Source organism: Streptomyces aureocirculatus (genome assembly GCF_000720475.1).
Classification (GTDB): Bacteria; Actinomycetota; Actinomycetes; order Streptomycetales; family Streptomycetaceae; genus Streptomyces; species Streptomyces aureocirculatus.
Window position 1 is genome coordinate 149930 of the sequence record NZ_JOAP01000007.1, and the last position, 24844, is coordinate 174773.

Here is a 24844-nt window from a genome sequence, read left to right on the forward strand (position 1 = left end):
CTGACGTTAGGACTCCTGGTGAATCTCTCGTCGAACGGCGTAGCCATACCCTTCTCCCCCGAGCTCTTCGGTCCGCTGCGCGCCACCGGCACGGATCCCCTGCCGGATCCGGGGACCCTGCGGGAGCAACTGCACGCGGACGGCTATCTGTATCTGCCGGGTTTCCTCGACCGCGAGGAGGTCCTGCGGTTACGGGCCAGGTACTTCTCGCAGTTGCCCGCCGGATTCCTCGCGCCGGGCACGAGCGCGCGCGAGGGCGTGTTCTCCGGCCGGGTGCCGGAAGGGATGCCCGAGCACGGGGTGGCCGGGCACCCCGCGCACGCCTTCGTCCGCTCGGAGACCTTCGACCGCTTCCTCGACGATCCGCGCCTGCGCGGGCTGGCCGCCGGTCTGCTCGGCGGTGACGTCCGGATGCTGCCGCGCCGGATCCTGCGCCACTTCCACCGCGGGGTGCGCAGGGCCTCACGTGCCCATGTCGACTTCGACTACATGAACGAGGGCTCGCCACGGGTCGTCACGACGTGGATCCCCGTCGGCGACTGCCCGCCGGAGTCGGGTGCCCTCGTCTATCTGGAGGGCTCGCACCAACTGCCGGCCGCGGCGTACGAGTCCCTGCGGGACACCACGGACCGGCCGGGTGACCGCCGCCAGATCTGCCACGACCTGGAGTTCACCGCGCGCAGCCTGGACCGCCGCTGGCTGTGGACGGACTTCGCGGCGGGCGACCTCATGGTGCACCTGCCCCGCATCATCCACGCCTCCCTCGACGCGACGACGGAGGCGATGCGGCTGTCCATAGACACCCGTTTCATGCGCCGGTCGGACGCGCCGGACCCGCGGTGGCTGCGGGCGTGGTCGGCGGACGACGGGGCCTGAGCGGCGCGGTGTCCTCGGGGGCGGGCGGCGGCAGCCGGACGGGGGCGCAGTCCGCCGCGGCGGACTGCTCCGCGGCCACGATCACCTCGTCCACCAGGTGCCCCTGCGAGAGGGGGCACGCCGGGGGCCTGCCGTCGGCGATGGCTTCCAGGAAGTCGGCGATGAGCGGCTGATGGGGGTTGGGCGCGGGCGGAAGCATCCATTCCGCCTCTCTCCGCCCGCCTCCCACCGCCTCCGGGCCGCCCAGCGTCACCGCCGGTCCGCCCTGCGTCACCGCCGGTCCGCCCTGCGTCGCCGCACGGCAGCGCAGATGGCCCGAGTCCAGTGGGTCGAGCGTGTGGACTCGGCCGCCGCCGCTCACCTCGAAGCGGTCCACGGGGGGCGCGTCGCTCCACTCCGCGAGCACCCGCGCCCGCAGGCCCGACGCCCACCGCAACTCCACGTCGGCCGACCGTTCGGCGCCCTCGGGGAAGCGGCGGTCCAGGCGGGCCCGCACCTCGTCCGCCCGCCCGAACAGCAGGTGCAGCAGGTCGATTCGGTGACTCGCTGCGTCGGCGAGCACCCCGCCCCCGGACAGGGCGGGATCCGTACGCCACCGCATCGGATGCCCGGGCCGGGGATCGAACGCGCACCGGAAGCGCACCTCGACGCGCTCAGGCGTGCTCCCTCTCAGCTCCTCGCGCAGGCGGTGCACGGCGGGCGCGAGCCTGCGGTAGTAGGCGACACCCGCACAGGGCCCGCCCTCGGCCTCGCGTACCGCACCCGTCCGCAACCCGCCTGCCAGCGGCTTCTCCACGAGTACGGGAAGGCCCACGGCCAGCACCCGCCGCACCAGGGGGACATGGCGTACGACGGGCGTGGCCACGTACACCGCGTCCACGCCCCGGGTCAGGGAGCCCTCGTCGTCGGTGCCGTACGGCACCTCGTGGCGTGCGGCGACACGCGCGGCCCTGCGCCCGTCGCGGCCCCAGACGCGCACGGGTTCCTGCCCGAGCGCCCACAGCGCGGGCAGCACCCGCCGCTCCACGACATCGCCGTACCCGGCGACAGCCCATCTCACCGCCCTCGCCCCCGCCTTCTCGCCCGCGTCCACGCCCACGCCCGCGCGCGGGTGCGGGTGCGGGTGCGGGTGCCCTGCCCACACTGGTCACGCACGGCACGCCCGCACCCCTCCCTCTCCCTCTCCCTCTCCCTCTCCCTCTCCCTCACGGCACGATCGCCACCTTCAGCGTCTCGGGCGGCGGCCCGTCGTAGGGGGCGCGTTCCGCGTCCGGGTAGAGGGACCTGCTCGCGGACAACTGCTCCATGGCCTTGGGAAGTTCTTCGAGCGCGTACGTGTGGGTGTGCAGATCGGGCAGCCGCAACGTCTCCGCGCCGTGGCGCAGGAGACGTTCGGCGACCGCGAGGGCCTCGGCGCGCGCGGTGTCCACCGGCTCGGCGGAGCTGTGCACCCGCAGGCCCTTGCGTTCCCAGGTCACGAGGTCGACGGTGACGTGCGTGTCGACGTGGTGTGTGCCGAGCATGACGACGAGGCCGTTCTGGCGTACGAGACCGACGCAGGCGTTGAGGGTGGTGGGTGTGCCGACGGCGTCGATGGCGACGTCGTACTCCTCCCCCTGCTCGGCGAACAGTCTTCCCAGGGCCGCGAGGCGGTCCGCGCTGCCGTCGACGCGGTGCGCGGCGTGGGCGCCCGCCCGCCGCGACCGTTCGAGCCGCCAGTCGTCCAGGTCGGCCACGGTGACATGGGCCGCGCCGCGCCGCAGCGCCATGCGCAGCGCCATCTGGCCGACGGGCCCCTGACCGATGACGACGACCCGGTCGCCGAGGCCGACGCCGCGCGTGGCGTGCACCGCGAGCGGCAGGAGCTGGAGGATGGAGCCCTGCTCGAAGGGGATCCCGTCGGGAAGCGCACCGACGGAGATCTCCCTGGCCAGGGCGTACTCCGCGTACCCGGTGGTGAGCGGGGTGCGCACGAAGACACGCTGCCCGGCCGCGACCCGGGTCACTCCGGGCCCGGTCGCCTCGACCACACCCGCCACCTCATGGCCGTAACAACCGGTCGCGCAGTGCTCCCTGAGGCCGTGGTAGTGGTAGTACGCGAGGTCGCTGCGGTTGCAGACGCTGCACGAGCGCACCCGCACGAGGACCTGGCCCGGCCCGGGATCGGGCACCGGGGCGTTGCTGACCAGCCTGATGTCGCGCCTGCCGACGAGTTCGTAACGCCGCACGGTGTACCTCCTTCGCCCGGCCCAGGCCGGGCCCCGCCGCCGCTCGCGGAGTCCCCCGGTGCGCGCCGTGCCTGCCCGCCCTGCCGTGGCCTGCCCCGCTCCCCGGAATTCCATCGCGCGAAGGGGCGCCGTACAAGGTGGCCTCGGTGGGTGGTGGGCGTGGGGTGGCCGGAATGACGTCTCCCAGCGGCCCCACGACGTTGCGGAAGCTGCAACCCCCCTCTTCCATCTGCTGCTTCATCCTCCGTTTCCTGCCGGTTCGCACTCCTTGACAGCGCCAATTGGTCTAAGCCAGCATCCGATTGGCCTGTACCAAGTCGCCCGGCGGCCCGACCACCGCCGAAGGCTGGCTCCAGTCCACCGACCGGCCCCACAGTCCGGTCTCCCACCCACCGCCCCCTCGGAGGTCCCGGCATGGTCTCGAGCAGACACCCCGAGCTGGAGCAGCTCGCCAACTCCGTACTGCAGCCAGGGTTCGTGGGCACGACGGAGGCACCGGACTGGCTGCGTCGCAGGATCGCCGACGGGCTCGGCGCGGTGGTGCTCTTCGGGCGGAACATCGTCAACCCCGAGCAAGTCGCGGCGCTCACCGCGTCGTTGCGGGCAGAGAACCCCGACCTGCTCGTCGCCATCGACGAAGAGGCCGGTGACGTGACCCGCATGGAGGCCTGGACGGGCGCCTCCCGCCCCGGCAATCTGGCGCTCGGCGCCGTCGACGACGTCGACCTGACCGAGAGCGTCGCCCGCGACATCGGGCGCGAACTGCACGCCGCGGGCGTCTCCCTGAACTACGCGCCGAGCGCCGACGTGAACTCCAACCCGCTGAACCCCGTCATCGGCGTACGTTCCTTCGGCTCCCGCACCGATGTCGTGTCCCGGCACACGGCGGCCTGGATCCGCGGCCTGCAGGCGTCCGGCGTCGCCGCCTGCGCCAAGCACTTCCCCGGCCACGGCGACACCTCCGTGGACCCGCACTTCGGCCTGCCGCAGGTCAAGGGCACCGCAGCGGAGATCGCGCGCACCGCCCTGCCGCCCTTCATCGCCGCCACGGAGGCGGGAGTGCGCGCCATCATGACGGCCCACCTCCTTGTGCCCGCCTACGACCCGACCCTGCCCGCGACGCTCAGCCCGCACGTCCTGAACGACCTGCTGCGCGGCGAACTCGGCTTCGACGGCATGGTGGTCACGGACGGCATCGAGATGGGCGCGGTCACCGACCGGTACGGCATCGACGGCGCGACGGTCCTGGCGGTCGCTGGCGGCGTGGACGCGGTGTGCGTGGGGGGTGAGAGCGCCGAGCAGTCCACCGTGGAGCTGCTCGCGGGCGCGCTGGTGAAGGCGGTGCTCGACGGACGGCTGCCGGAGCCGCGGCTCACGGAGGCGAGCCGGCGGGTACGGGAGTTCGCCGCCTGGTCCGGCGGGCGGGCGCGGGCGGTGACCAGGGCGGGCGACCGCTCGGACATCGGCCTGGTCGCGGCACGCCGCGCGGTGCGGGTGTACCGGCGCCCCGGCTCGTCGGGGCCCCCGCTGCCGCTCACGGTGGCTCCGCACGTGGTGGAGCTGTCGCCGGTGATGAATCCCGCCGTGGACGGCGGCACCCCCTGGGGCGTCGCGGACCCGCTGCGCGACCTGCGCCCCGACACGACGTCCGCGCGCCTGACCCAGCCCGAGCTCGCCGGCCACGACGGCACGGACGAGGTCCTCGACCGCGTGGTCCTCGGCCCGGCGAACGGCAGAGCCCTGGTACTCGTCGTCCGCGACGCGGCCCGCCACCGCTGGATGTCGGACACCCTGACCCGCCTCCTCCGCACCCGCCCCGACGCCCTGGTCGTAGAGATGGGCGTCCCCACGGGCACGACACTCGGCGCCGTCCACGTGATCACCCACGGGGCGACCCGCGTATCGGGCATCGCGGCGGCGGAAATGCTGGTGGGCGGCGCCTGACGCCGGGGCCGGCAGCCGTCCGGCGGAGGTCGGCGAGGCTGCTTTTTCCCCCGTGGCTGCGGCATGGGCTGGCGTGCTGAGTTTCCTGTTCTCTCAACTGGTCCACCTTGACCCGTATGTCACAGCGTCGCGAGGATCGAACAGGACACCAACCTACGCAGGGGGTCAGCCCGTGAAGCTCACCCAGCTCGCAAGCGAGTGTGACGAGGGGCCGTGCCCGACCGTGTGGGCGGTAGCGGGCACGGAGAACGTCTTAGTGCAGGGCTTCAAGGTGGACGACGAGGAAGCACTCACCACCATGCGGCTGCCGAACAACGAAACCGCCGTCCGTATCCCCATGTCTCTGCTTTTGAGGGTGGCCCGTGAACATCTCGCCTGAAGACTTCGGGAACCTCTTCAAGGAGTTTCAGCAAGAAGCGTTCCGGCTGGAAACTCTGGACGACTACAGCAAATCGGGCGGCGTCGAGGCTTATCAGGCGTTCTTGACTGGCAAGCCGCAACCGGAAGAGTACAAGTCGGCCGGTTGGGTCACGACCGTACGAGACGCCACGCAAGCCGGTAGGCGCATGTACCGGGTTCACATTCTTTCCCGTCCCCTGAGTGACTATCTTCGGTTTGAACTCGGGTGGGGTTACGTGCGCAACCAAGAAGCCGGGGAAGAGTTCTTCATTCTCGACACCACCGAGCGACCGAACCCCCTTAAGGGAGTACCAGACTTTTGGGCGTTCGATGAGCACACCGTCGTAACTATGCAGTACGGCGGTGGCGGTGAATTCCTAGGGGCTGAACTGATCCCTGAGGAGCAAGCTCAGGAATGGCTAGAGCGCCGAGACTCGGCCATGAGTAACGCTGCCCCCTTCCGTGACTGGTGGGAGCGGCACAAGCCAGCGTGAACAACATCAATATCGGTCGGGCGCTACGGGAACTGCGGGAAGCCAGCGGACAGCAGGCTAAAACGGTCGCGTCCTAGAGAAGATGATGGGCGCACGCCTCCTTCGCCAAGGGGTTCTTTACGACACCACTCGTAGCTTCCGTTTCGTGATCACAAAGTCCGTGCTTCGGTGGCAAATCGTTCCGCCCGCAATGCTGGCAGCGCAGATGGACAAGCTCATCACCATGTCGAGGATGCCCAACGTCAGTGTCGGGATCGTCCCCCTGTCAGCCCCCATGGCTGACTTGCCTAGTTCCTCGTTCGTTCTCTTCGACACCAACCTAGCCATTATCGAAATCCCTCATGCTGAGGTGACCACTAGCGAGTCCAGAGACGTTGAGCTGTACGTGAGCAAGTTCGACGGGTTCGAGAGCGTGGCTGTCATGGACGGGGAAATGAGGGCCCTCGCGTCTGGCATCCGGGACGACTTCTTGAGGCAACAGGAAACGGGCTAGAGGTTCCTCGTCTGCGGTCCGAGGATGTACGTATGCCGACCGAACCGAAGAAGGACAGCCAGAAGGCCCCGCAGGGTTGGCGGATGGACCCGCTCCCAAGCCGTCCGGCGTACCGGGATGATGCTGGGAACATTCGCGTCCCTATGTGGCTGACGAAGAACGGTCGGCATATGGCAGACACGGAAATGATTCTACTCCCGTCCGAGGCGGCCTTACTGGCCACAACCTGACCAACGCGATGCGCGACAACTCCAGGTCGATACTGCACGAGATCTTTGAGAGCGCAACGGCTCTTGGCCAGGGTGTCGTGTTCGTGTCGAAGTCGGATCAGTACCAGCTCTGAGTCTGCCCCCAGCACTGATCTCACAGGAAGGCACACCCATGCCCAAAACCGACCTGTACAGCTTGCCCATCGACGGCGCCGAGTTCCTCAAGGCGTGCGGGGGCAACACACACCCCGACGGCGAGTCCTGCGCCACGCTGGCGAAGATCGGCCCCAACGCGTGGGCGTTGGGCGACAGCAAGCGGCCCGGTGCGGAGCCGCTGCGCTTCACCACCGAGGAACTGAACGCGGCCGGTATCGACCCGGCCCGCTTCGGCCTGTCTGCCTGACGGCCATCCCTGGCGCCCCCGGTCCTGGCTCACCCCCGAGAGGCAGGGCCGGTCCGGCGCCCCTCTTCTTCCTGCGCTGAACGGGACGACAGTTGCACCACCACGGTTACCTGTGGACCAGCTCCAAGCAACGGTTCGACGACGAGGCACTGAGACGGCCCCCGCACCCTGATGCACCGCCGGCCGATAAGCCGGAGTTGATCCAGCGGTACAGGGAAGTGAAGGCGGAGTTCCCGACCGTGGACCTGCCGCCGCTGGAAACGGCCCACTGGCTGATCAAGCCCGCGAAGCTCGTGCGCGGCACCTGGGAGGAGCCGCAGGAAGCAGCGGAATGGCTCGGGCAACGACTGGCGCAGTACGCACCCCGGTTCGCCTGCGAGTCCGACCGCGACAGCACACGGCTGACACTACTGGCCTACTCCGCCGCCGAACGGCTGAGTTGGGATGGAGACGTATCCCACGGCTTCTACCTGGAGAGGCCCACATTCCTGTCCGTAGCTTTGGTGACGTGCTCCCCGAGCCGCGCCGCACCGGACCTTGCCTGCCCGACTGCTGTCCACACCTGATGAGGGGAGCACACCACGATGCCCCGTTCGATCCTGCGGTATACGAAGCACCGGATCAGCGTCTGGCGGTAGGCGTCAATCTGCACGACCGTTGCGCGGTTCTTATCACGCTTCGAGTCAGCCGGACGCGACTCGGAGCGACGGGAATCGTCCCGGTTCTGCTCACGCTCCGCGCGGGCCGACTGCGGCACAGCGTCACCGGAACTGTCACCGCGGATCGTGAAAACGGTGGCCGGTCGGCAGGTCTTCCCCGAGCGGCCCACCGTCACGACGGTTCCGGGCAGTTCCTTGACCTCAGCGGCCGACGCCCCCACGAACGGAAGTACTTGGCTGGACGTGGCGGAACCGCCGTGCAGTTCGATCCGGGCGCGGACCTTGTCCGCGAGGCTGAGCGGCTACCGCTTCACCTTCGGCGCGGTCGCCCCCTTGTTGATCCGTACGGCTTCCTGGACGGAGCGGCGAACGAGGGTGGAGGCGGCCGTCAGGATCTCAACCGTGACGGTCTCGGAGCACTCGGAGGCCGCGAGGCAGGCCGCGACCCTGAGCGTCTGCTCTGCGGTCCGCTCGATGAAAACGGCCTGAACCTCCGGAAGCGTCTCGTCCAGGATGCGCGCGTACCGGCGAACGGTCCGCCACAGCGGCCGGGCGGCCTCGGAGAGAGCGATCACACGGGGGCGAGCAGTGCGGACGGGACGGCCGAACACCTGGGGCGTACGCACGCCCCTCCACGGGCTCCATCGAAATGGGCTGGGTCGTGGTCGAGGAAGGCAACACCTAACGGCTGCGGAAGCTCACCAAGGACGGCGACGCCAACGCCCTCATCCACGTGGATCAGTCCGTGATGAACGTCCTGAAGTCGCCGGGCTACACCATGGCCCGTTATGGGCACAGCAGGAAGAACGGAGCCCGGAAGCTCGCCGCCTCCGGAGCCAACAGGCTCGGCCTGTCATCCCTGGTCCGACCAGGGGATTCGCTGGGCTGTTGGTCACGTGGTTGGTCACGCCACAGCCCGGAAAAGCAAAAAACCCCTGCTCAACAGGGGTCTTAGCTGGTGTCCGAGGGGGGACTTGAACCCCCACGCCCGATAAAGGGCACTAGCACCTCAAGCTAGCGCGTCTGCCATTCCGCCACCCGGACAGTGCCTTTCACCTGCGTATCCGTGCGCCGGGGCGGGGTGCAGCGCGCCGCCCCGGTCCCCCGCGTGGACGCACCTAGAGTTTCACCATGAGTGACGGTCTGCTTACGGGTGCGCGGGGTGACGGGCGGGTCCGTCGACCCCGGATGCTGTCCCCGCTGCGCGAGCACCTGCGGGACACGATGTGGTTCGCCCCGACGGCGGGCCTCGTCGGCGCGCTCCTGCTGTGGTGGGGCGCCGCGGAGCTGGACACGGAGCTGGTGCGGCTGCTCCAGGACGAGGAGGAGTACGACACCCTCAAGGACCTGAACCGGCTCGCCGAGGATGTGAAGATCGTCATCAGCACCATCGGCTCGGCGATGATGACCTTCATCGGGGTCGTCTTCAGCATCTCGCTGGTGGCCGTACAGATGGCGAGCGGCCAGTTCAGCCCGCGGGTGGTGCGGCTCTACGTCCGCTCCCGAATCACGAAGCTCACCCTGACGGTCTTCCTCGCGACGTTCCTGTTCTCGCTGATGACGCTGACGTCGTTCGAGAGCGAGCAGGACCCTCGTCTGGTGTCGAACGTACCGCTGGTGGAGGCCGTGCTCGCCTTCCTGATGGTGCTCCTGAGCCTGCTCCTCTTCATCGCGTACGTGAACGGCACACTGCGGATGATGCGCATCGGCTTCGTCATCGACCGCATCGCCCGCGACTCGTTCCGGGTGGCCGTGCGGCACCCGGCGGAGCAGGAACCCGACCACGAGCAGCTCGGGCCCGAAACCGCACGGATCACGCATGAGGGCCGGGCCGGCGTGCTGCGTGACGTCAATATCGCGCGGGCGGTGCGGGCGGCGCGGCGCCAGGGCGTCGTCCTGCGGCTGCTGCCCCGCATCGGGGACTTCGTGGTGCCGGGCACGCCGGTGTTCGCGGTGCACGGCGGACCTCCGCCCGGCCGCCGCGCCCTGCGGTACACAGTGCACGTCGGAGTAGAACGCACGTTCCACCAGGACCTCGGCTTCGGCCTCCGGCAGTTGTCCGACATCGCACTGCGGGCGCTGTCCACCTCCGTCAACGACCCGACGACCGCCGTGCAGGCACTGGACCGCATCGTGCAGTTCCTGGCGGCGGTCGCCGACAGTCCCCTGGGGGCGCTTCGCCATCGCGACCGGCGCGGGGACGTGCGTCTGGTCCAGCCGGTGCCCGACTGGGAGGACCTGGTGGACCTCGGCCTCACCGAGATCCGCTGCTGCGCCGCGGACCATCCCCAGGTCACCCGGCGCATGCTGGCCGGGCTCGACGACCTGCTCCTGCTCGCGCCCGAAGCCCGCCGGGCTCCGCTCGTCCGGCACCGGGCACTCCTGGAGCAGGCCGTGGAACGCCTCGTACCGGAACCCGCGGACCGCGCCTTCGCACTGCTCCCGGACCGGCAGGGCATCGGCTGACGCCACCTTGCCGGGGGGGCGCACACCGGCTCACCGCCCGCCCCACGGTCGCGGTGACCTTGACGGCCGCGAGCCCCGGCTCCGGCTCCGGCTCCTCCGACGTCCTCGCGGACCAGGACGTCCCACATGCGGGTCAGGGCGTCGGCGGCCGCGCCGGGCAGTCCGGCCGCGGCGGTGATCTCGGCGGCCTTCTCCCGCGGTACGCCTTCGAAGGGGTCGACCGGCACCCGGACCACCGCGCCGGGGCGGGTGGCGGCTGTCTCCTCGATGCCCATGCCCAGGATGCGTCGGGCCGCCAGCTCCGCCGAAGGCGGGTCGGCGGTGAACACGACTCCACCGGCCTTGTCGCGCCCTCCGGTCTTGACCTGGGCCTTAACCACGGCGCGGCCACCCACGACGCGGCCACCGAGACGGCCGGCGCACCAGCGTGCTTCCTCGGCGGTGACGGCGACTCCTGCGGGCGGCACCAAGATGCCGTGTTCCGCGCAGAGTTCCCTTGCCTGATGTTCTTTCAGGTCCATTCCGGCTCCTGTCCGGAAAGTGCCGTACGCCCTCTGGACACCACTCACCGGATGCGGGATAACAAGCTTCATACAGTATTCGTCGACTGTATGCAATGTACTGCGTGAGCTCCTCAGCACGGCTGTACCGACGCCTACTTGGCGCACCGCACACCTACCAAGCGCATTCCCGCCCCGGACGAACCGCCTATGCATCCCCTACGAAGGGACAGGACTTCGCCATGCCCGACGACAGCAGCGACAACAACACCCTCATCTCCGGCGGCCATCTGGTCGCCAAGGCCCTCAAGGCCGAGGGGGTGGAAGTCATCTACACCCTCTGCGGTGGCCACATCATCGACATCTACGACGGCTGCGTCGACGAGGGCATCGACGTCGTCGACGTACGCCATGAGCAGGTCGCCGCCCACGCCGCCGACGGGTACGCACGGATCACCGGCAAGCCCGGATGCGCCGTGGTGACCGCCGGGCCCGGCACCACCGACGCCGTCACGGGCGTGGCCAACGCCTTCCGCGCGGAGTCCCCGATGCTGCTCATCGGCGGCCAAGGAGCCCACACCCAGCACAAAATGGGGTCACTGCAGGACCTGCCGCACGTCGACATGATGACGCCCATCACCAAGTTCGCAGCGACCGTCCCCGACACGGCGCGCGCGGCGGACATGGTGTCGATGGCGTTCCGCGAGTGTTATCACGGCGCTCCCGGGCCCTCCTTCCTGGAGATCCCCCGTGACGTGCTCGACGCCAAGGTCCCCGCCGCGAAGGCCCGCGTACCGCGCGCGGGGCACTACCGGGCCTCGACGCGCTCCGCCGGTGACCCCGAGGCCATCGAGAGGCTCGCCGATCTGCTCGTACACGCGGAGAAACCGGCCATCCTCCTCGGCGGCCAGGTGTGGACGACCAGGGGCACGGCAGCGGCGATCCAACTCGTCCGCGCCCTCAATGTGCCCGCCTACATGAACGGCGCCGGGCGCGGCACGCTGCCGCCCGGTGACCCGCACCACTTCCAGTTGTCGCGGCGGTACGCCTTCTCCAACGCCGATGTGATCGTCGTCGTCGGCACGCCCTTCGACTTCCGCATGGGATACGGCAAACGGCTCTCTCCGGAGGCGACGGTCGTCCAGATCGACCTCGACTACCGCACCGTCGGCAAGAACCGCGACATCGACCTGGGCATCGTCGGCGACGCGGGACTTGTCCTGAAGTCGGTGACCGAGGCCGCGTCCGGACGCATCGACGGGGGCGCGTCGCGGCGCAAGGAGTGGCTGGACGAACTGCGGGCCGCCGAGCGGACGGCGCTGGAGAAGCGGCTGCCGAGCCTGCGCTCCGACGCCTCCCCCATCCACCCCTACCGCCTGGTGAGCGAGATCAACGACTTCCTCACCGAGGACTCGGTCTACATCGGCGACGGCGGCGACATCGTGACCTTCTCCGGGCAGGTCGTGCAGCCCAAGGCACCGGGCCACTGGATGGACCCGGGACCGCTCGGCACGCTCGGCGTCGGCATCCCCTTCGTGCTCGCCGCCAAGCAGGCCCGGCCCGACAAGGAAGTGGTGGCCCTCTTCGGAGACGGCGCTTTCAGCCTCACGGGCTGGGACTTCGAGACGCTCGTGCGCTACGGCCTGCCCTTCGTCGGCATCGTCGGCAACAACTCCTCGATGAACCAGATCCGTTACGGCCAGAAGGCCAAGTACGGCGAGGAGCGCCAGCGGGTCGGCAACACCCTCGGTGACGTCCACTACGACAAGTTCGCCCAGATGCTCGGCGGCCACGGCGAGGAGGTCCGCGACCCCGCCGACATCGGCCCCGCCCTGCGTCGCGCCCGCGAGTCCGGCAAGCCCTCGCTCGTCAACGTGTGGGTCGACCCGGACGCGTACGCACCCGGAACCATAAACCAGACGATGTACAAGTGAGGTGACACGGCCGTGACCAAGGCTCTCGAAGGAATCCGCGTCCTGGACATGACCCACGTCCAGTCGGGGCCGTCCGCGACCCAGCTCCTCGCCTGGCTGGGCGCGGACGTGGTGAAGCTGGAGGCGCCCTCCGGAGACATCACACGCAAGCAACTGCGGGACCTGCCAGGCGTGGACTCGCTCTACTTCGCGATGCTCAACTGCAACAAGCGGAGCATCACCCTCAACACCAAGACCGAACGCGGCAAGGAGCTCCTCACGGAGCTGATCCGCCGTTCCGACGTGCTGGTCGAGAACTTCGGGCCGGGTGCCGTGGACCGCATGGGCTTCACCTGGGAACGCGTCCAGGAGATCAACCCGCGCATCGTCTACGCCTCGATCAAAGGCTTCGGAGAGGGGCCGTACACCAACTTCAAGGCCTACGAAGTCGTGGCGCAGGCCATGGGCGGCTCCATGTCGACCACCGGTTTCGAGGACGGCCCGCCGCTCGCCACCGGTGCGCAGATCGGCGACTCCGGGACGGGCGTCCACGCCGTCGCGGGCATTCTGGCCGCCCTCTTCCAGAGGGAGACCACGGGCCGCGGACAGCGCGTCAACGTCGCCATGCAGCACGCCGTGCTCAACCTGTGCCGCGTCAAGCTGCGTGACCAGCAGCGGCTCGCCCGCGGGCCGCTCGCCGAATACCCGAACGAGGACTTCGGGGACGCCGTGCCGCGCTCCGGCAACGCCTCCGGCGGCGGGCAGCCCGGGTGGGCCGTCCAGTGCGCCCCTGGCGGCCCGAACGACTACGTGTACGTCATCGTGCAGCCCGTCGGCTGGAAGCCGCTCACGGAGCTCATCGGCCGCCCCGAGCTGGCCGAGGATCCCCAGTGGGCCACCCCGGAGGCGCGGCTCCCACAGCTCGGCAAGGTGTTCCAGTTGATCGAGGAGTGGTCCTCGGCCCTGCCCAAGTGGGAGGTCCTCGAGCGGCTCAACTCCCACAACATCCCGTGCGGGCCGATCCTGTCCACCAAGGAGATCATCGAGGACGCCTCGCTGGCGGCCAACGAGATCGTCGTCGAGGTGACGCACCCCGAGCGCGGCTCCTTCACGACCGTGGGTTCGCCGCTCAAGCTCTCCGACTCCCCTGTCGACGTGGTCGGCTCGCCGCTGCTCGGCGAGCACAACGAAGAGGTGTTCATCGGCGAGCTCGGCCTCGGTGACGAAGAGCTGCGCCTGCTCAAGTCGAACGGAGTGATCTGATTGCCGGCCGAGGACCGCAGGGAGCGGGTGCGCGCACTGCTCGACGCCGTGCGCGCCGACGGACGGGCCGCACTGACGGCGCCGGAGGCGAAGGTCCTCGCGGACGCCTACGGCATCGCCGTGCCCGGTGAGGAACTCGCGCGGGACGTCGAGGAGGCGGTGGCCTGCGCGGCACGCTTCGACGGGCCCGTGGTCATGAAGATCGTCTCGCCGGACATCCTGCACAAGACCGAGGCGGGCGGCGTGGTGGTGGGCGTGGCGGGAGCCGCGGACGTACGGGCGGCGTTCCACCGGATCGTCACCGCCGCACGTGCGTACGCGCCCGCGGCGCACATCGAGGGTGTGCAGGTGCAGGAACTGCTGCCGTCGGGGCCCGCCGCCCAGGAGGTGATCGTGGGCGCGGTCACCGATCCGACGTTCGGCAAGGTCGTCGCCTTCGGACTCGGTGGGGTGCTCGTCGAGGTCCTCAAGGACGTCACGTTCCGGCTGGCGCCCGTCGACGCGGACGAGGCGGTGTCCATGCTCGACTCGATCCGGGCGGCGGAGGTGCTGCGGGGCGTCCGGGGCGCCCCCGGTGTGGACCGGTGGGCCCTCGCCGAGCAGATATGCCGGGTGTCGCGGTTGGTCACCGATTTCCCGGAGATCGCGGAGGTCGACCTCAACCCGGTCGTGGCGACGCCGCAGGGGGCGCTCGCTGCGGACGTCCGCGTCATCCTCGCCGACCGGGTTCCGGCACCGCGGCGCACCTACACGCGCGCGGAGATACTCGCTTCGATGCGGCGCCTGATGCGGCCCCGCTCCATCGCCGTGATCGGTGCCTCCAACGAGCCGGGCAAGATCGGCAATTCGGTGATGCGCAATCTCATCGACGGCGGCTTCTCCGGAGAGATCCATCCGGTGAACCCCAGGGGCGACGACATCGTGGGCCGCAAGGCTTACAAGAGTGTCACGGACGTCCCCGGTGAGGTGGATGTGGCGGTCTTCGCCATTCCCGCCAAGCTCGTCGCCGCCGCGCTCGATGAGGTCGGGCGCAAGGGCGTCCCGAACGCGGTCCTCATTCCCTCCGGCTTCGCCGAGACCGGTGAACAGGCCCTCCAGGACGAGATCGTGGCGATCGGGGAACGTCACGGCGTGCGGCTGCTCGGACCGAACATCTACGGCTATTACTCGACGTGGCAGGACCTGTGCGCCACGTTCTGCACGCCCTACGACGTCAGGGGCCCGGTGGCGCTCACCTCGCAGTCCGGTGGCATCGGCATGGCGATCCTCGGCTTCGCACGCGCCACGAACACGGGGGTCTCGGCGATCGTCGGTCTCGGCAACAAGGCGGACCTCGACGAGGACGACTTCCTCACCTGGTTCGGTGAGGACGCCGACACCCGGTGCATCGCCATGCACTTCGAGGACCTCAAGGACGGCCGGGCCTTCGTGGCGGCCGCGCGCGCCACCGTACCGAAGAAGCCCGTCGTGGTCCTCAAAGCGGGCCGCACCGCCGCGGGCGCCAGGGCCGCGGGCTCCCACACCGGCGCCCTCGCGGGGGACGACGCCGTCTACGACGACATCCTGCGGCAGGCCGGTGTCATCCGGGCCCCGGGGTTGCACGAGATGCTGGAGTACGCGCGTGCGCTGCCCGTCCTTCCGACGCCGAAGGGCGACAACATCGTCATCATCACCGGGGCGGGCGGCTCGGGCGTGCTGCTCTCCGACGCGGTGACCGACAACGGCCTGAAGCTCATGGAGATCCCGGCCGACCTGGACGCGGCCTTCCGGGCGTTCATCCCGCCGTTCGGTGCCGCGGGCAACCCCGTCGACATCACCGGCGGCGAGCCCCCCTCGACGTACGAGGCGACGATCCGGCTCGGCCTGGAGGATCCGCGTATCCACGCGCTCGTTCTTGGTTACTGGCACACCATCGTCACCCCTCCCATGGTCTTCGCCGAATCAACGGCCCGCGTGGTCGACGAGTTCCGCGCCCGTGGCATCGACAAGCCGGTCGTCGCGTCCCTCGCTGGCGACGTCGAGGTGGAGGAGGCCTGCCTGTACCTCTTCGAGCGGGGCGTCGTGGCCTATCCGTACACGACGGAACGGCCCGTGGCGGTGCTCGGTGCGAAGTACCGGTGGGCGCGCGCGGCGGGACTCCTGGGAGGCGATCGATGAGGTGAGCCGGTACGGGGCGGCCGGCGGTGCGCGCCGGCCGGCCGCGGAACCCGTGCGCACGCGAAAGGAAGTGGACAGGGGGCGCCGGCCAGGATCTTTTCGACGCAAGGGGTGCTCAAGCGACATGACGACAACAGACCTACGCACTGCCGTCCCCTATCGGGAGGTGACGGGCCCGGGCGGCCGGGTGTACCGGGTCGGCGAGACCGACATCGACATCATGGGCCGCGAGCGCAAATGGATGGTCATCCTGCCGTGGGTCGGCATGATGGGCATCAGTTCGGCCGAGTACGCTTTCGCGTCCGCCGAGGACACTCTGCACACCGCGCATTCCTGGAGCAGTCTGCACATCTTCTGGATGCTGGGGGTCTGGGTGTTCTTCCAGGCCGCGGTGGCCTTCCCGGCGGGCAAACTGCGTGAGAGCGGCAGACTTCCCGCGCGCTGGGCCATGATGTTCGGCGCGCTCGGCACACTCTTGGGCTATGTGTCACTGGCGTTCGCGCCCCATGTGGTGGTCGCCTACATCGGCTTCGGCATGTTCAGCGGCATGGGCGCTGGAATGGTGTACGCGACCTGCGTGAACATGGTGGGCAAGTGGTATCCGGAGCGGAAGGGCGGGAAGACCGGTTTCGTCAACGGGGGCTTCGCCTACGGTTCGGTGCCGTTCGTCTTCCTCTTCACCGGCTACATGGACCTCACGAATTTCCGCTGGGTGCTGGTCAGCGTAGGCATTCTCCTTGCCGCGATGGTCGCCGCCGCCGGGTACTTCTTCCAGGACCCGCCGAAGAACTGGTGGCCGGCGTCGGTGGACCCGCTGCGGCCGCCGAGCGACCCGCGGGCCCGGCGCGCCCTGCGGATGAATCCCCCCGCGGTGCGGCAGTACACACCCAAGGAGGCGTGGCAGACCGGCCGCGTCGGGCTGATGTGGTTCTGTCTGCTCTGCACTTCGGGCGTAAACATATTCGGCATCGCGTTCCAGGTGGACATCGGCGAGGAAGCCGGTTTCGCCGGTGGCATCGTCGCCACGGCGATGTCACTCAAGGCCATCGTGAACGGCACCGGCCGCGGCGTCATCGGCTGGCTCTCGGACCGCTACGGACGAAAACGCTGCCTGATCTTTGTCTGCGTCATTCTCGGCCTCGCGCAGTACGGGATCCTGTGGGCCGCCGACCTCAAGAACCTCCCGATGTTCCTGATCTTCTCCAGTATCTCAGGGTTCGGCGGCGGCGCCATCTTCCCGATGTTCGCGGCCATGACCGCGGACTACTTCGGGGAGAACAACAACGCCTCCAACTACGGCCTGGTCTACAGCTCCAAGCTGGTTTCCGGTCTGCTCGGCTCCGGAATGGGTTCCGTGGTGGTGAGCCACTGGGGGCACACCGGGGCATTCACTCTGGCCGGGTCCATCTCGCTGTTCGCCGGCTTCATCGCGCTCTTCCTTTCCCCGCCGGGGCGGCCGAAGTCCAAGAGCATCACTCCCAACCCGCAACCCCTCGGTGAGGAAATGTCTTGACGGGACGGCGGAGCCCTTCGCCGCACAAGGGTGCTGCCCGCAGGTCCAGCGGGCAGCACCCCCCTGTCTGCAAACCAGGTACTCCCCCTGTGTGCCCGTACTGCTTCCCTCCGTGCGGGCGGTCAGTCGCCGCAGCGTTCCCTGAGGGAGTGCAGATGGGCGCTGGATTTGCGGGCGAAGGCGTACGACTCGGCCGGGTTGTCGTGCTCGGTCTGCCAGTGGTGGTAGCGGCGCCCGCCGTGCGTGCGGGCGGTCACCTTCGACAGGAACCTCTTGTAGTCGATGTCGCCGTCCCCCACGTCCACCATGCGGTAGCCGTCACGGGCGGAGTCGTCGCGGATGCCGTCCTTGACGTGGAACAGCGGATAACGGTGCGGCCGTTTCAGTACGTAGTCCAGCGGGTCGAAGGGCCGCGGTGTGCCGTCCACCTGCTTGCCGAAGCGGAACTGCGCCGAGTACGCCCAGTAGATGTCCATCTCCAGGAACACATAGTCCGGATCGGTCTCCGCGAGCAGTACGTCGTAGAGGCGCACGCCCGGTTTGTCCGTGGCGAAGGAGAACTCCTCGGCGTGATTGTGCTGGTAGAACTTCATGCCCCGTGCGCGGGCCGCTTCGCCGTACGTGTTGAAGTCCTCCGCGGCGCGCTTCCACGCGTCGACGGTCGCGCCGTAGCGGAAGGGCCCGGCCGCGGTGCCGATGTGCTTCAGGCCCAGCGCTTCCGCGTCGTCCAGGACCTTGGTGAGGTTCTGCGCGAAAGTGTAGGCGTTCGGGTTGCCGTTGTCGTAGTAGCCGACGTGACTGCCGATCGGGTGCAGGCCGTGGTCGCGCGCGAGCCTCCTCAACTGGGCGAGGGTGATGGGCCCCGCGGAGCCCTGGGTGTACCCGGCGAACTCGATCTCGTCGTATCCATAGCGCTCCAGCTCGGCGAAGACGGTCGCGAATCCGGCGGTGGAGACCTTGTCACGAAGGCTGTAGAGCTGGATGCCGAGCCGGCCCGGCGGCAGGACGGGACGGCCGCGCCCCTTGCCCGTCGCCTGTGTGGCGGAGCCGGCCGTCGCGGACGCGGGGCCCGCGGCGGCCGCGGTGCCGATGAGCGTCGCCGCGGTGGCCCCCGCGGCGACGCCGAGCATGCCGCGCCGGCTGAGTCTCCCGGCGAGTTCGGGGTCGTCCGGTGTGTGCTTGCGGCTCATGGGTTCTCCCTGGGATCGGGATCGGAAATGGCATCGAGGACGGGGCGGGGACGGGGTCGAGGACGGGGACGGGGTCGACGTCGGGGTCGGGGTCGAGGTCGGGGTCGGATCAGGGATCGGTTCGAGGAACAGATCAGGGTGGGGCCAGGGGCGGACCCTGATGGCGGGGCGCGCCTGGTCTGGTTCAGTGGAGATCGACCGGAGCTCGACGGATTTCAGGTCCGGGCACGGCGGGGGCGGCACATGACTCGTGCGGAGCCGATGCGTGCGTGCCGGGGTTCGACGGGCCTCAGTGCAGTCCGGCGAGCCGGAGCAGCAGTGATTTCACATCCGTGGCCGCGACGCGGCCGGAGAGGGCTTGAGAGGTGGAGCACAGGATGAGCGGTCCGGAATCGGGGTCATCGTCGGCGGGGAGGCGGCCGTGGCTGCCACGAATAGGTGACGGGTCCAGCGGCACGACCGCCATGCGGTAGCGCATGCCGAGTTTTTTGCGGGCCAGGGCGCCCGCGGCCTTGACGCGGACATAGGGGTCTTCGGGGTCCATGAAGAGTTCGACAGGGTCGTAGCCGGGTTTGCGGTGGATCTCGACGAGTTGCGCGAAGTCGGGCGCGCGGGCGTCGTCGAGCCAGTAGTAGTACGTGAACCAGGCGTCGGGCTCCGCGATCGCGACGAGTTCTCCGGCGCGAGGGTGGTCCAGGTGGTGGGCCTTCTTGCCCTCGTCGTCGAGGAGCTGGTCGATGCCGGGCAGGTCGGCGAGGGCCTCGCGGGCGGCCGCCAGGTCCTCCGGTTTGCGGACATAGACGTGGGCGATCTGATGGTCGGCGACGGCGAAGGCGCGGGACGCCATCGGGTCGAGGTACTCCATGCCGTCCTGGGTGTGCACCTCGAGGAGACCGGCGCGGCGCAGGGCCCGGTTGATGTCCACGGGCCTGCTCACCCGGGTGATGCCGTACTCGGAGAGGGCGACGACGACCCGTCCCTCCTTCTTCGCCTGGTCCAGGAGGGGAGCGAGCGTCGCGTCCAGGTCTGTGGCCGCCTGGTGCGAACGCGGATCGTCGGGGCCGAAGCGTTGCAGGTCGTAATCCAGATGAGGGAGGTAGCACAGGGCCAGGTCGGGTCTGCGGGTGCCGATGATGTGGCGTGTGGCGTCCACGATCCAGCGGCTGGAGACGATGTCCGCACCCGGCCCCCAGAAGTGGAAGAGCGGGAACGTGCCGAATTTGGCGGTGAGTTCGTCGTGCAGGGCCGGGGGCCGGGTGTAGCAGTCGGGTTCCTTGCGGCCGTCGGCGTAGTAGACAGGCCTGGGCGTCACGGTGATGTCGGTGTCGGCGCCCATCGCGTACCACCAGCAGATGTTGGCGACGGTGTAGCCGGGGTGCGCGCGGCGGGCGGCGTCCCACAGCTTGTCGCCGGCGACGAGGCCGTTGTGCTGCCGCCACAGCAGCACGTCACCGAGCTCACGGAAGTACCAGCCGTTGCCGACGATGCCGTGTTCGGCGGGGGTGGTGCCGGTGAGGAAGGTGGACTGGGCGGCGCAGGTGACGGCCGGCAGGACGGTGCCGAGGGGGGCGCGGGAGCCGGACCTGGCGAGGGCCGTGAGGTGCGGCATGTGGTCGAGAAGCTGGGGAGTGAGGCCGACGACGTCGAGGACGAGCAGGGGGGTCGGACGGCCCTGGGCGGGAGGTGTCATGGCAGTTCCTTCAGGCCGAGTTCCGTCAGGAGGTCACGGGCGAGGGTGAGTTCGGCGGCGATGCCGTCGGCGAGCTGGGGGCGGGCGCGCGGGCGCAGCTCGGACGGGAGGGCCTGCCAGGTGTACGTCTCGACTTCGAGGTGGCGGGTGCGCGGGTGTGGGCCGCCGACGAGCCGGGTGAGGGTGTCCTTCAGGACGGGGAGTGTGGAGGTGAGCGGCGCGGTGGGGGGTGCGTGCAGGGGGACGTGGAAGTGGGACCGCCAGGGGGCCGAGTCGGGCAGGGCCTGGTGGGTCAGGGCCTCGCCCAGGTCGTCGGTGCCGCGCAGGGCGGTGGCGACGAGGGTTCCGGCGGCCCCGGAGACGCCGGGTTCCCTGGGCAGGGTGCGGGTCTGGTGCAGGAAGCGTGGTTCGTCGAAGGCGGCGAGGGCCGCGCGCACTTCCGGCAGATGGGGGTGTTCGGCGTGCAGGGCGGCGGAGAGCTGGGACTTGACGATGGGGATGCCTGCGGCCTCGAGTGCGTCGAGAGCGGTCGCGGGGTCCTCGAAGGAGGTGGCGAGATGGCAGGTGTCGACGCAGATGCCGATGCGGTCGTGGCCGACCGCGGTGAGGGGTGCGATGGCGTCGCCGGTGGTCTCGACGGTGCAGCCCGGTTCGGGTTCGAGGCCCACACGGATGGATTTGCCGGTGAGTTCGGCGAGGGCGTCCAGGCGGTGCGCCAGCGTGCGCAGGGCGGCGTGGGCCTTCTGGGCGCGGTCGGCGTCGAAGGTGGTGCGCCAGGCCAGTGGCAGGGTGGAGATGGTGCCCTCGGTGGCATCGTCCGGCAGCAGTTGGACGAGGACACGGGCCAGGGCGGAGGTGTGAGCGAGACGTTCGGGGTCGGCCCAGTCCGGCTTGTACACGCGGTACTTGACCTCTTCCGCACCGAAGCCCTCATAGGGGAAGCCGTTGAGGGTGACGACTTCCAGGCCGCGCCGGTCGAGTTCGGTGCGCAGTCCGCGCAGTGCGGCCACGTCGGTGACCAGTGCGTGGGCGGCGTCTTTGGCGAGCCAGAGGCCGATGCCGATGCGGTCGCGTCCGAGCCGCTTGCGGACGGGTTCGCAGTGGTCCCGCAGTTGGGCGAGCACGCCGTCGAGGGTCTCGGCGGGGTGGACGTTCGTGCAGTAGGCGAGGTGGACGGTGGAGCCGTCGGGGTGCCGGAAGCGCATGGGTCATTCACCGCCGCGCAGAATGGAGTTGCCTTCGTGAGTGTCGGTGGCGTCGGGGTCCGCGACATCGAGGGCGAGCCGGCCGCTGAGCCCGTAGAAGGCCACGGGGTTGCGCCAGAGGACCCGGTCGACGTCGTCGTCCGTGAACCCCGCGTGCAGCATGGCGTCACCGACCTTGCGGGTCTTGAGCGGATCGCTTCTGCCCCAGTCCGCCGCCGAGTTGACCAGGACCTGGTCGGGTCCGTACTCCCGCAGGATCGCGACCATCCGGTCCTCGTCCATCTTCGTGTCCGGATAGACGGAGAAGCCGAGCCAGCAGCCGGCGTCCTTGGCCTCCTTGACGGTGGTTTCGTTGAGGTGGTCGATCAGGACGCGTTCCAGGGGCAGCGGGGACTCGCGGACGACGTCGAGGGTGCGGCGCAGCCCCGTCAGCTTGTCGCGGTGCGGGGTGTGGACGAGGGCGGGCAGTTCGTGGTCGGCCGCGAGTTGCAGTTGCACGGCGAGGGCGCTGTCCTCGGCGGGCGTCATGGAGTCGTAGCCGATCTCGCCCACGGCGACGACGTTGTCCTTGACGAGATAGCGGGGAAGCACGTCGAGGACGGGTGCGCACCGCGGGTCGTTCGCCTCTTTGGGGTTCAGCGCGATGGTGCAGTGGTGGGCGATGCCGTACTGGGCGGCGCGGAAGGGTTCCCAGCCGAGGAGCGAGTCGAAGTAGTCGATGAAGGAGGCGGGCGAGGTGCGGGGCTGGCCGAGCCAGAAGGCGGGTTCGACGACGGCGCGGACACCGGCCGCGTACATCGCCTCGTAGTCGTCGGTGGTGCGGGACGTCATATGGATGTGGGGGTCGAAGATACGCATCAGGACTCCTGCTCCTCACCGATGGGCGTCGAGGGGGCGCCGTGGCGCTCGGGCCCGGCGGGACTGCCCGTCCGGGCGGGTGGCGTACGGGCCGGGCTGGTGGGCGCCGTGTGGCCGGGGCGGCCGGAGCCGGTGGCGGTCGAGTCCGAGGGGGTGTCCGCGGCGTCCACAGAGCCCGAGACGGCGTCCGCAGCGTCCGGGGCGGCATCCACAGCGTCGAGAGAGTCCGAGGCGGCGTCCGCGGTGTTTGCGAGGTCGGTCAGGGCGAGGACCCGGTACAGATCGCCGGGGACGGTGCGACCGGCGGCGGCGCGTTCGGCGGCGTAGTCGCCGAGCATGCGGGCCAGTTCGGCGTCGCCCCGGCAACGCCGTGCGAGGTCGGCGACGGAGTCCACGGGCACCCCGGTGAACAGGCACTTGAGGACGGCGTGACGCCAGTGGTGCGGGGCCAGGTGCGTGGCCGCGTAGGGGCCGAGGGCGGTGGCGACGAGCCGGGTGTCGTTGGTGCGCAGCGCGTCCTCGACCAGTGGCAGCGCGTCGGGTCCTGGCGCCAGGTGCGGCAGGGCGGCCAGGATGGCGCGGCGTTCGGCGGCGGTGCCCTGTTCGTACAGCCTGGTCAGGGTGGTGGTGTCGGCGCGGGCTGCGTGCAGCAGGACGAGTCGGGCGGCGTCGGCGTGGTCGGGCCCGCAGCGGCGGCCGGCTTCGGCGAAGCGCAGCTCCCATACGGGGGCGGCGAGGCCGGGGGAAGGCAGCCGGGCGGAGGGGCTCGTGTCCGCGGCGGGGTTGGCGGTGGCTTCGGCGGTGGCCTGGTCGAGCCAGGCGCGGGCGGCACCGCCGAGGACGGCTTCGAGGCGCGAGCGGAGCTCGGAGACGGAGGGGGCGGCGGTCACGGCGTTCCTCCTTGGGGCGGGGCGTCGCCGGCCGACGGCGGGGACGCGGCGAGGCGGGCAGCTCGCCGCAGGAACTCTATGGAGTGGGAGGCGAGTTGGGGGCCCGCATGGGAGTGGCGGGGCAGTTCGACGACGGTCAGTCCCTGGTAGCCGGTGGCGGACAGGGCGCGCAGGACGGGCGGGAAGTCGATCTCGCCGTCACCGAAGGGGAGGTGTTCATGGACGCCGCGGCGCATGTCTTCGATCTGGACGTGCCGGAGCCAGGGAGCGGCGGCGCGGACGCAGTCGGCGGGTGACTGTGGTTCCAGGCACTGGCAGTGGCCGATGTCGAGGGTGAGGCCGAGGGGTTCGGGGTCGCCGAGCAGATCACGGAGGTGGTGGAAGTCGGCGAGGGTGGCGAGGAGGTGTCCGGGTTCGGGTTCGACGGCCAGCGGCATGTGGGCGGCGGAGGCGGCGTCGAGGACGGGGGCGAGCGCATCGCTCAGGCGTCGCCAGGCCGTGGCCTCGGTGGTGCCGTCGGGGGTGATGCCGCTGAAGCAGTGCACGGCGTGGGCGCCCAGGTCTGCCGCGACCCGCACGGCGCGAACGAGGAGACGCACGCGTTCGGCGCGGCGTTCGGGGTCGGGATCGAGGAGGGAGGGGCCGTGTTTGTGACGGGGGTCGAGGACATAGCGGGCGCCGGTCTCGACGGTGGCGGTGAGGCCGAGCTGGTCGAGGCGCCGGGCCACCTGACGGGTGCGGGCGGCCAGGTCGGGCGCGAGGGGGTCGAGGTGCATGTGGTCGAGGGTGAGTCCGACACCGGAGTATCCGAGGTCGGCGAGCAGCCCGAGGGCGTCGTCGAGCCGCAGGTCGGTGAGGCCGTTGGTGCCGTAGCCGAAGCGGAGGGGGGCGGCGGGGGTGTCCGTGTCCGCCAGTGCTGGTGCAAGTGCCGGTGCCGGTGCCGGTGCTGGTGCCGGTGCGACCGCGACCGCCTGAGCGGGGGGCCGCACCCGGCCGGGGCCGGGGACAACCGCCCTGGGGGCGTGGACGCTCGTCTCGGGACCCGAGTCTCCCGGCCCCACGGATACGGGGGCCATCCCCGCGGCGGCAGCACCTGGCTCCGAGGCCGGCGTGGACGACCCTCCTGCGCGCGGCACCGCGCCGCCGCCGTCGCTCACGTGACACTCACCTTGCGGGCGAAGCGGCGGGCCGCAGGGGCGAGGGCCGCGGTGAGCAGGGCGGTGCCGAGGGAGCCGGAGCGGGCGGCGAGGGCGGCCTGGAGGGGGATCAGTGCGCGGATGCCGCCACCGACGGCGCGTTGGGTCAGAGGAGGTGAGGGGTTCAGGGTCGCGTGGAGATAGGGCCGGGCGGCGGTGCCGGCGTAGGCCGTGGTGAGGGCGACGGTGGTGCCCGGCAGGGCAGCGGTGGCGAGGGTGCGTCCCCCTGCCGGGGGCCAGGGGGTGGACGACACCACGGCACGGCCGAGGGCCAGGGTCGTGACGAGAGCACCTAGCG

General features: G+C 70.1%; 20 protein-coding genes, 1 tRNA gene and 2 pseudogenes. 12 read left to right on the forward strand and 11 right to left on the reverse strand.

Features of this window, described 5'->3' with window-relative positions; genetic code table 11:
• Positions 1 to 18 precede the first annotated feature (18 nt).
• Positions 19 to 876, forward strand: coding sequence for a phytanoyl-CoA dioxygenase family protein (locus IG78_RS0108725; RefSeq protein WP_030560828.1), 858 nt, complete (start codon positions 19 to 21; stop codon positions 874 to 876).
• Here IG78_RS0108725 and IG78_RS43920 read toward each other — a convergent pair.
• Both IG78_RS43920 and IG78_RS0108735 read right to left on the reverse strand, forming a co-directional pair.
• Positions 809 to 1936 (reverse strand): Gfo/Idh/MocA family protein, encoded by a 1128-nt coding sequence (locus tag IG78_RS43920; RefSeq protein WP_159398239.1) that lies wholly within the window; start codon positions 1934 to 1936, stop codon positions 809 to 811. The genes IG78_RS0108725 and IG78_RS43920 overlap by 68 nt on opposite strands.
• Before the next feature lie 145 nt (positions 1937 to 2081).
• Complete coding sequence (locus IG78_RS0108735) at positions 2082 to 3104, reverse strand: zinc-dependent alcohol dehydrogenase (protein WP_030560830.1); 1023 nt, start codon at positions 3102 to 3104, stop codon at positions 2082 to 2084.
• Between the two features lie 414 nt (positions 3105 to 3518).
• On the opposite strand from IG78_RS0108735, the gene IG78_RS0108740 reads away from it, so the two are divergent.
• The 6 genes from IG78_RS0108740 to IG78_RS0108770 all read left to right on the forward strand — a co-directional run bounded on the left by IG78_RS0108740 (position 3519) and on the right by IG78_RS0108770 (position 7612).
• Positions 3519 to 5048, forward strand: coding sequence for a glycoside hydrolase family 3 protein (locus IG78_RS0108740; RefSeq protein ID WP_030560831.1), 1530 nt, complete (start codon positions 3519 to 3521; stop codon positions 5046 to 5048).
• Positions 5049 to 5220: 172 nt separating this feature from the next.
• A complete protein-coding gene (locus tag IG78_RS0108745) occupies positions 5221 to 5427 on the forward strand; it encodes a hypothetical protein (RefSeq protein WP_030560832.1) in 207 nt (68 codons plus the stop codon).
• The gene (locus IG78_RS0108750) at positions 5411 to 5941 is read left to right on the forward strand and encodes a DUF6879 family protein (protein ID WP_030560833.1); all 531 of its coding nucleotides are present in this window, start codon (positions 5411 to 5413) and stop codon (positions 5939 to 5941) included. Before IG78_RS0108745 ends, IG78_RS0108750 begins: the two co-directional genes overlap by 17 nt.
• 85 nt (positions 5942 to 6026) lie before the next feature.
• Positions 6027 to 6434, forward strand: a complete 408-nt coding sequence (locus tag IG78_RS0108755) for a Scr1 family TA system antitoxin-like transcriptional regulator (RefSeq protein WP_225881923.1) — start codon at positions 6027 to 6029, stop codon at positions 6432 to 6434.
• A gap of 381 nt (positions 6435 to 6815) precedes the next feature.
• Positions 6816 to 7046, forward strand: coding sequence for a hypothetical protein (locus IG78_RS0108765; RefSeq protein WP_030560835.1), 231 nt, complete (start codon positions 6816 to 6818; stop codon positions 7044 to 7046).
• A 92-nt stretch (positions 7047 to 7138) separates the two neighbouring features.
• Positions 7139 to 7612 (forward strand): hypothetical protein, encoded by a 474-nt coding sequence (locus IG78_RS0108770; RefSeq protein ID WP_030560836.1) that lies wholly within the window; start codon positions 7139 to 7141, stop codon positions 7610 to 7612.
• A 395-nt stretch (positions 7613 to 8007) separates the two neighbouring features.
• Here the strand turns inward: IG78_RS0108770 and IG78_RS51140 are convergent, their stop codons facing one another.
• Together IG78_RS51140 and IG78_RS0108780 are read right to left on the reverse strand one after the other, a co-directional pair.
• Positions 8008 to 8331 (reverse strand): hypothetical protein, encoded by a 324-nt coding sequence (locus tag IG78_RS51140; protein ID WP_225881924.1) that lies wholly within the window; start codon positions 8329 to 8331, stop codon positions 8008 to 8010.
• 330 nt (positions 8332 to 8661) lie between these two features.
• A tRNA-Leu gene (locus IG78_RS0108780) sits at positions 8662 to 8749 on the reverse strand.
• 87 nt (positions 8750 to 8836) lie between these two features.
• Here IG78_RS0108780 and IG78_RS0108785 point away from each other — a divergent pair.
• Positions 8837 to 10171 carry a DUF2254 domain-containing protein gene (locus IG78_RS0108785; protein WP_051852448.1) on the forward strand — a complete coding sequence of 445 codons (1335 nt, stop codon included), beginning with the start codon at positions 8837 to 8839 and terminating at the stop codon, positions 10169 to 10171.
• A 101-nt stretch (positions 10172 to 10272) separates the two neighbouring features.
• Here the strand turns inward: IG78_RS0108785 and IG78_RS45405 are convergent.
• Positions 10273 to 10692: pseudogene (locus tag IG78_RS45405) on the reverse strand (ATP-grasp domain-containing protein); the annotation flags it as partial.
• 221 nt (positions 10693 to 10913) lie between these two features.
• Between IG78_RS45405 and IG78_RS0108795 the strand changes: the two are divergent.
• The 4 genes from IG78_RS0108795 (at position 10914) to IG78_RS0108810 (ending at position 17517) form a co-directional block, all read left to right on the forward strand.
• The gene (locus IG78_RS0108795; protein WP_030560841.1) at positions 10914 to 12605 is read left to right on the forward strand and encodes a thiamine pyrophosphate-binding protein; all 1692 of its coding nucleotides are present in this window, start codon (positions 10914 to 10916) and stop codon (positions 12603 to 12605) included.
• 12 nt (positions 12606 to 12617) lie between these two features.
• Positions 12618 to 13847, forward strand: a complete 1230-nt coding sequence (gene frc / locus IG78_RS0108800) for a formyl-CoA transferase (RefSeq protein ID WP_030560842.1) — start codon at positions 12618 to 12620, stop codon at positions 13845 to 13847.
• The gene (locus IG78_RS0108805) at positions 13848 to 16004 is read left to right on the forward strand and encodes an acetate--CoA ligase family protein (protein WP_030560844.1); all 2157 of its coding nucleotides are present in this window, start codon (positions 13848 to 13850) and stop codon (positions 16002 to 16004) included.
• 124 nt (positions 16005 to 16128) lie between these two features.
• A complete protein-coding gene (locus IG78_RS0108810) occupies positions 16129 to 17517 on the forward strand; it encodes an OFA family MFS transporter (RefSeq protein WP_030560846.1) in 1389 nt (462 codons plus the stop codon).
• A gap of 122 nt (positions 17518 to 17639) precedes the next feature.
• Here the strand turns inward: IG78_RS0108810 and IG78_RS0108815 are convergent, their stop codons facing one another.
• The 6 genes and pseudogenes from IG78_RS0108815 to IG78_RS0108840 form a co-directional block, all read right to left on the reverse strand.
• Positions 17640 to 18707, reverse strand: coding sequence for a sugar phosphate isomerase/epimerase family protein (locus IG78_RS0108815; protein ID WP_030560847.1), 1068 nt, complete (start codon positions 18705 to 18707; stop codon positions 17640 to 17642).
• Between the two features lie 289 nt (positions 18708 to 18996).
• Positions 18997 to 20397, reverse strand: a complete 1401-nt coding sequence (locus IG78_RS0108820; RefSeq protein ID WP_030560849.1) for an alkaline phosphatase family protein — start codon at positions 20395 to 20397, stop codon at positions 18997 to 18999.
• Positions 20394 to 21602 carry a metabolite traffic protein EboE gene (gene eboE / locus IG78_RS0108825; protein WP_030560851.1) on the reverse strand — a complete coding sequence of 403 codons (1209 nt, stop codon included), beginning with the start codon at positions 21600 to 21602 and terminating at the stop codon, positions 20394 to 20396. The genes IG78_RS0108820 and eboE overlap by 4 nt, the downstream gene beginning before the upstream one ends.
• 3 nt (positions 21603 to 21605) lie before the next feature.
• Positions 21606 to 22460 (reverse strand): TatD family hydrolase, encoded by an 855-nt coding sequence (locus tag IG78_RS0108830; protein WP_030560853.1) that lies wholly within the window; start codon positions 22458 to 22460, stop codon positions 21606 to 21608.
• 248 nt (positions 22461 to 22708) lie between these two features.
• Positions 22709 to 23350 (reverse strand): annotated as a pseudogene (locus tag IG78_RS0108835) (EboA domain-containing protein); the annotation flags it as partial.
• Positions 23347 to 24426 carry a sugar phosphate isomerase/epimerase family protein gene (locus IG78_RS0108840; RefSeq protein ID WP_225881925.1) on the reverse strand — a complete coding sequence of 360 codons (1080 nt, stop codon included), beginning with the start codon at positions 24424 to 24426 and terminating at the stop codon, positions 23347 to 23349. The pseudogene IG78_RS0108835 and the gene IG78_RS0108840, both read right to left, overlap by 4 nt.
• Positions 24427 to 24844: the final 418 nt, after the last annotated feature.

Excerpts from the sequence above, each read along its gene's own strand:
- IG78_RS0108740 (WP_030560831.1), top strand. The coding sequence starts at position 3,519 with ATGGTCTCGAGCAGACACCCCGAGCTGGAGCAGCTCGCCAACTCCGTA.
- IG78_RS0108755 (WP_225881923.1), top strand. The coding sequence starts at position 6,027 with ATGGGCGCACGCCTCCTTCGCCAAGGGGTTCTTTACGACACCACTCGT.
- IG78_RS0108765 (WP_030560835.1), top strand. The coding sequence starts at position 6,816 with ATGCCCAAAACCGACCTGTACAGCTTGCCCATCGACGGCGCCGAGTTC.
- IG78_RS0108785 (WP_051852448.1), top strand. The coding sequence starts at position 8,837 with ATGAGTGACGGTCTGCTTACGGGTGCGCGGGGTGACGGGCGGGTCCGT.
- IG78_RS0108795 (WP_030560841.1), top strand. The coding sequence starts at position 10,914 with ATGCCCGACGACAGCAGCGACAACAACACCCTCATCTCCGGCGGCCAT.
- IG78_RS0108810 (WP_030560846.1), top strand. The coding sequence starts at position 16,129 with ATGACGACAACAGACCTACGCACTGCCGTCCCCTATCGGGAGGTGACG.
- IG78_RS0108815 (WP_030560847.1), bottom strand. The coding sequence starts at position 18,707 with ATGAGCCGCAAGCACACACCGGACGACCCCGAACTCGCCGGGAGACTC.
- IG78_RS0108820 (WP_030560849.1), bottom strand. The coding sequence starts at position 20,397 with ATGACACCTCCCGCCCAGGGCCGTCCGACCCCCCTGCTCGTCCTCGAC.
- eboE (WP_030560851.1), bottom strand. The coding sequence starts at position 21,602 with ATGCGCTTCCGGCACCCCGACGGCTCCACCGTCCACCTCGCCTACTGC.
- IG78_RS0108830 (WP_030560853.1), bottom strand. The coding sequence starts at position 22,460 with ATGCGTATCTTCGACCCCCACATCCATATGACGTCCCGCACCACCGAC.
- IG78_RS0108840 (WP_225881925.1), bottom strand. The coding sequence starts at position 24,426 with ATGGCCCCCGTATCCGTGGGGCCGGGAGACTCGGGTCCCGAGACGAGC.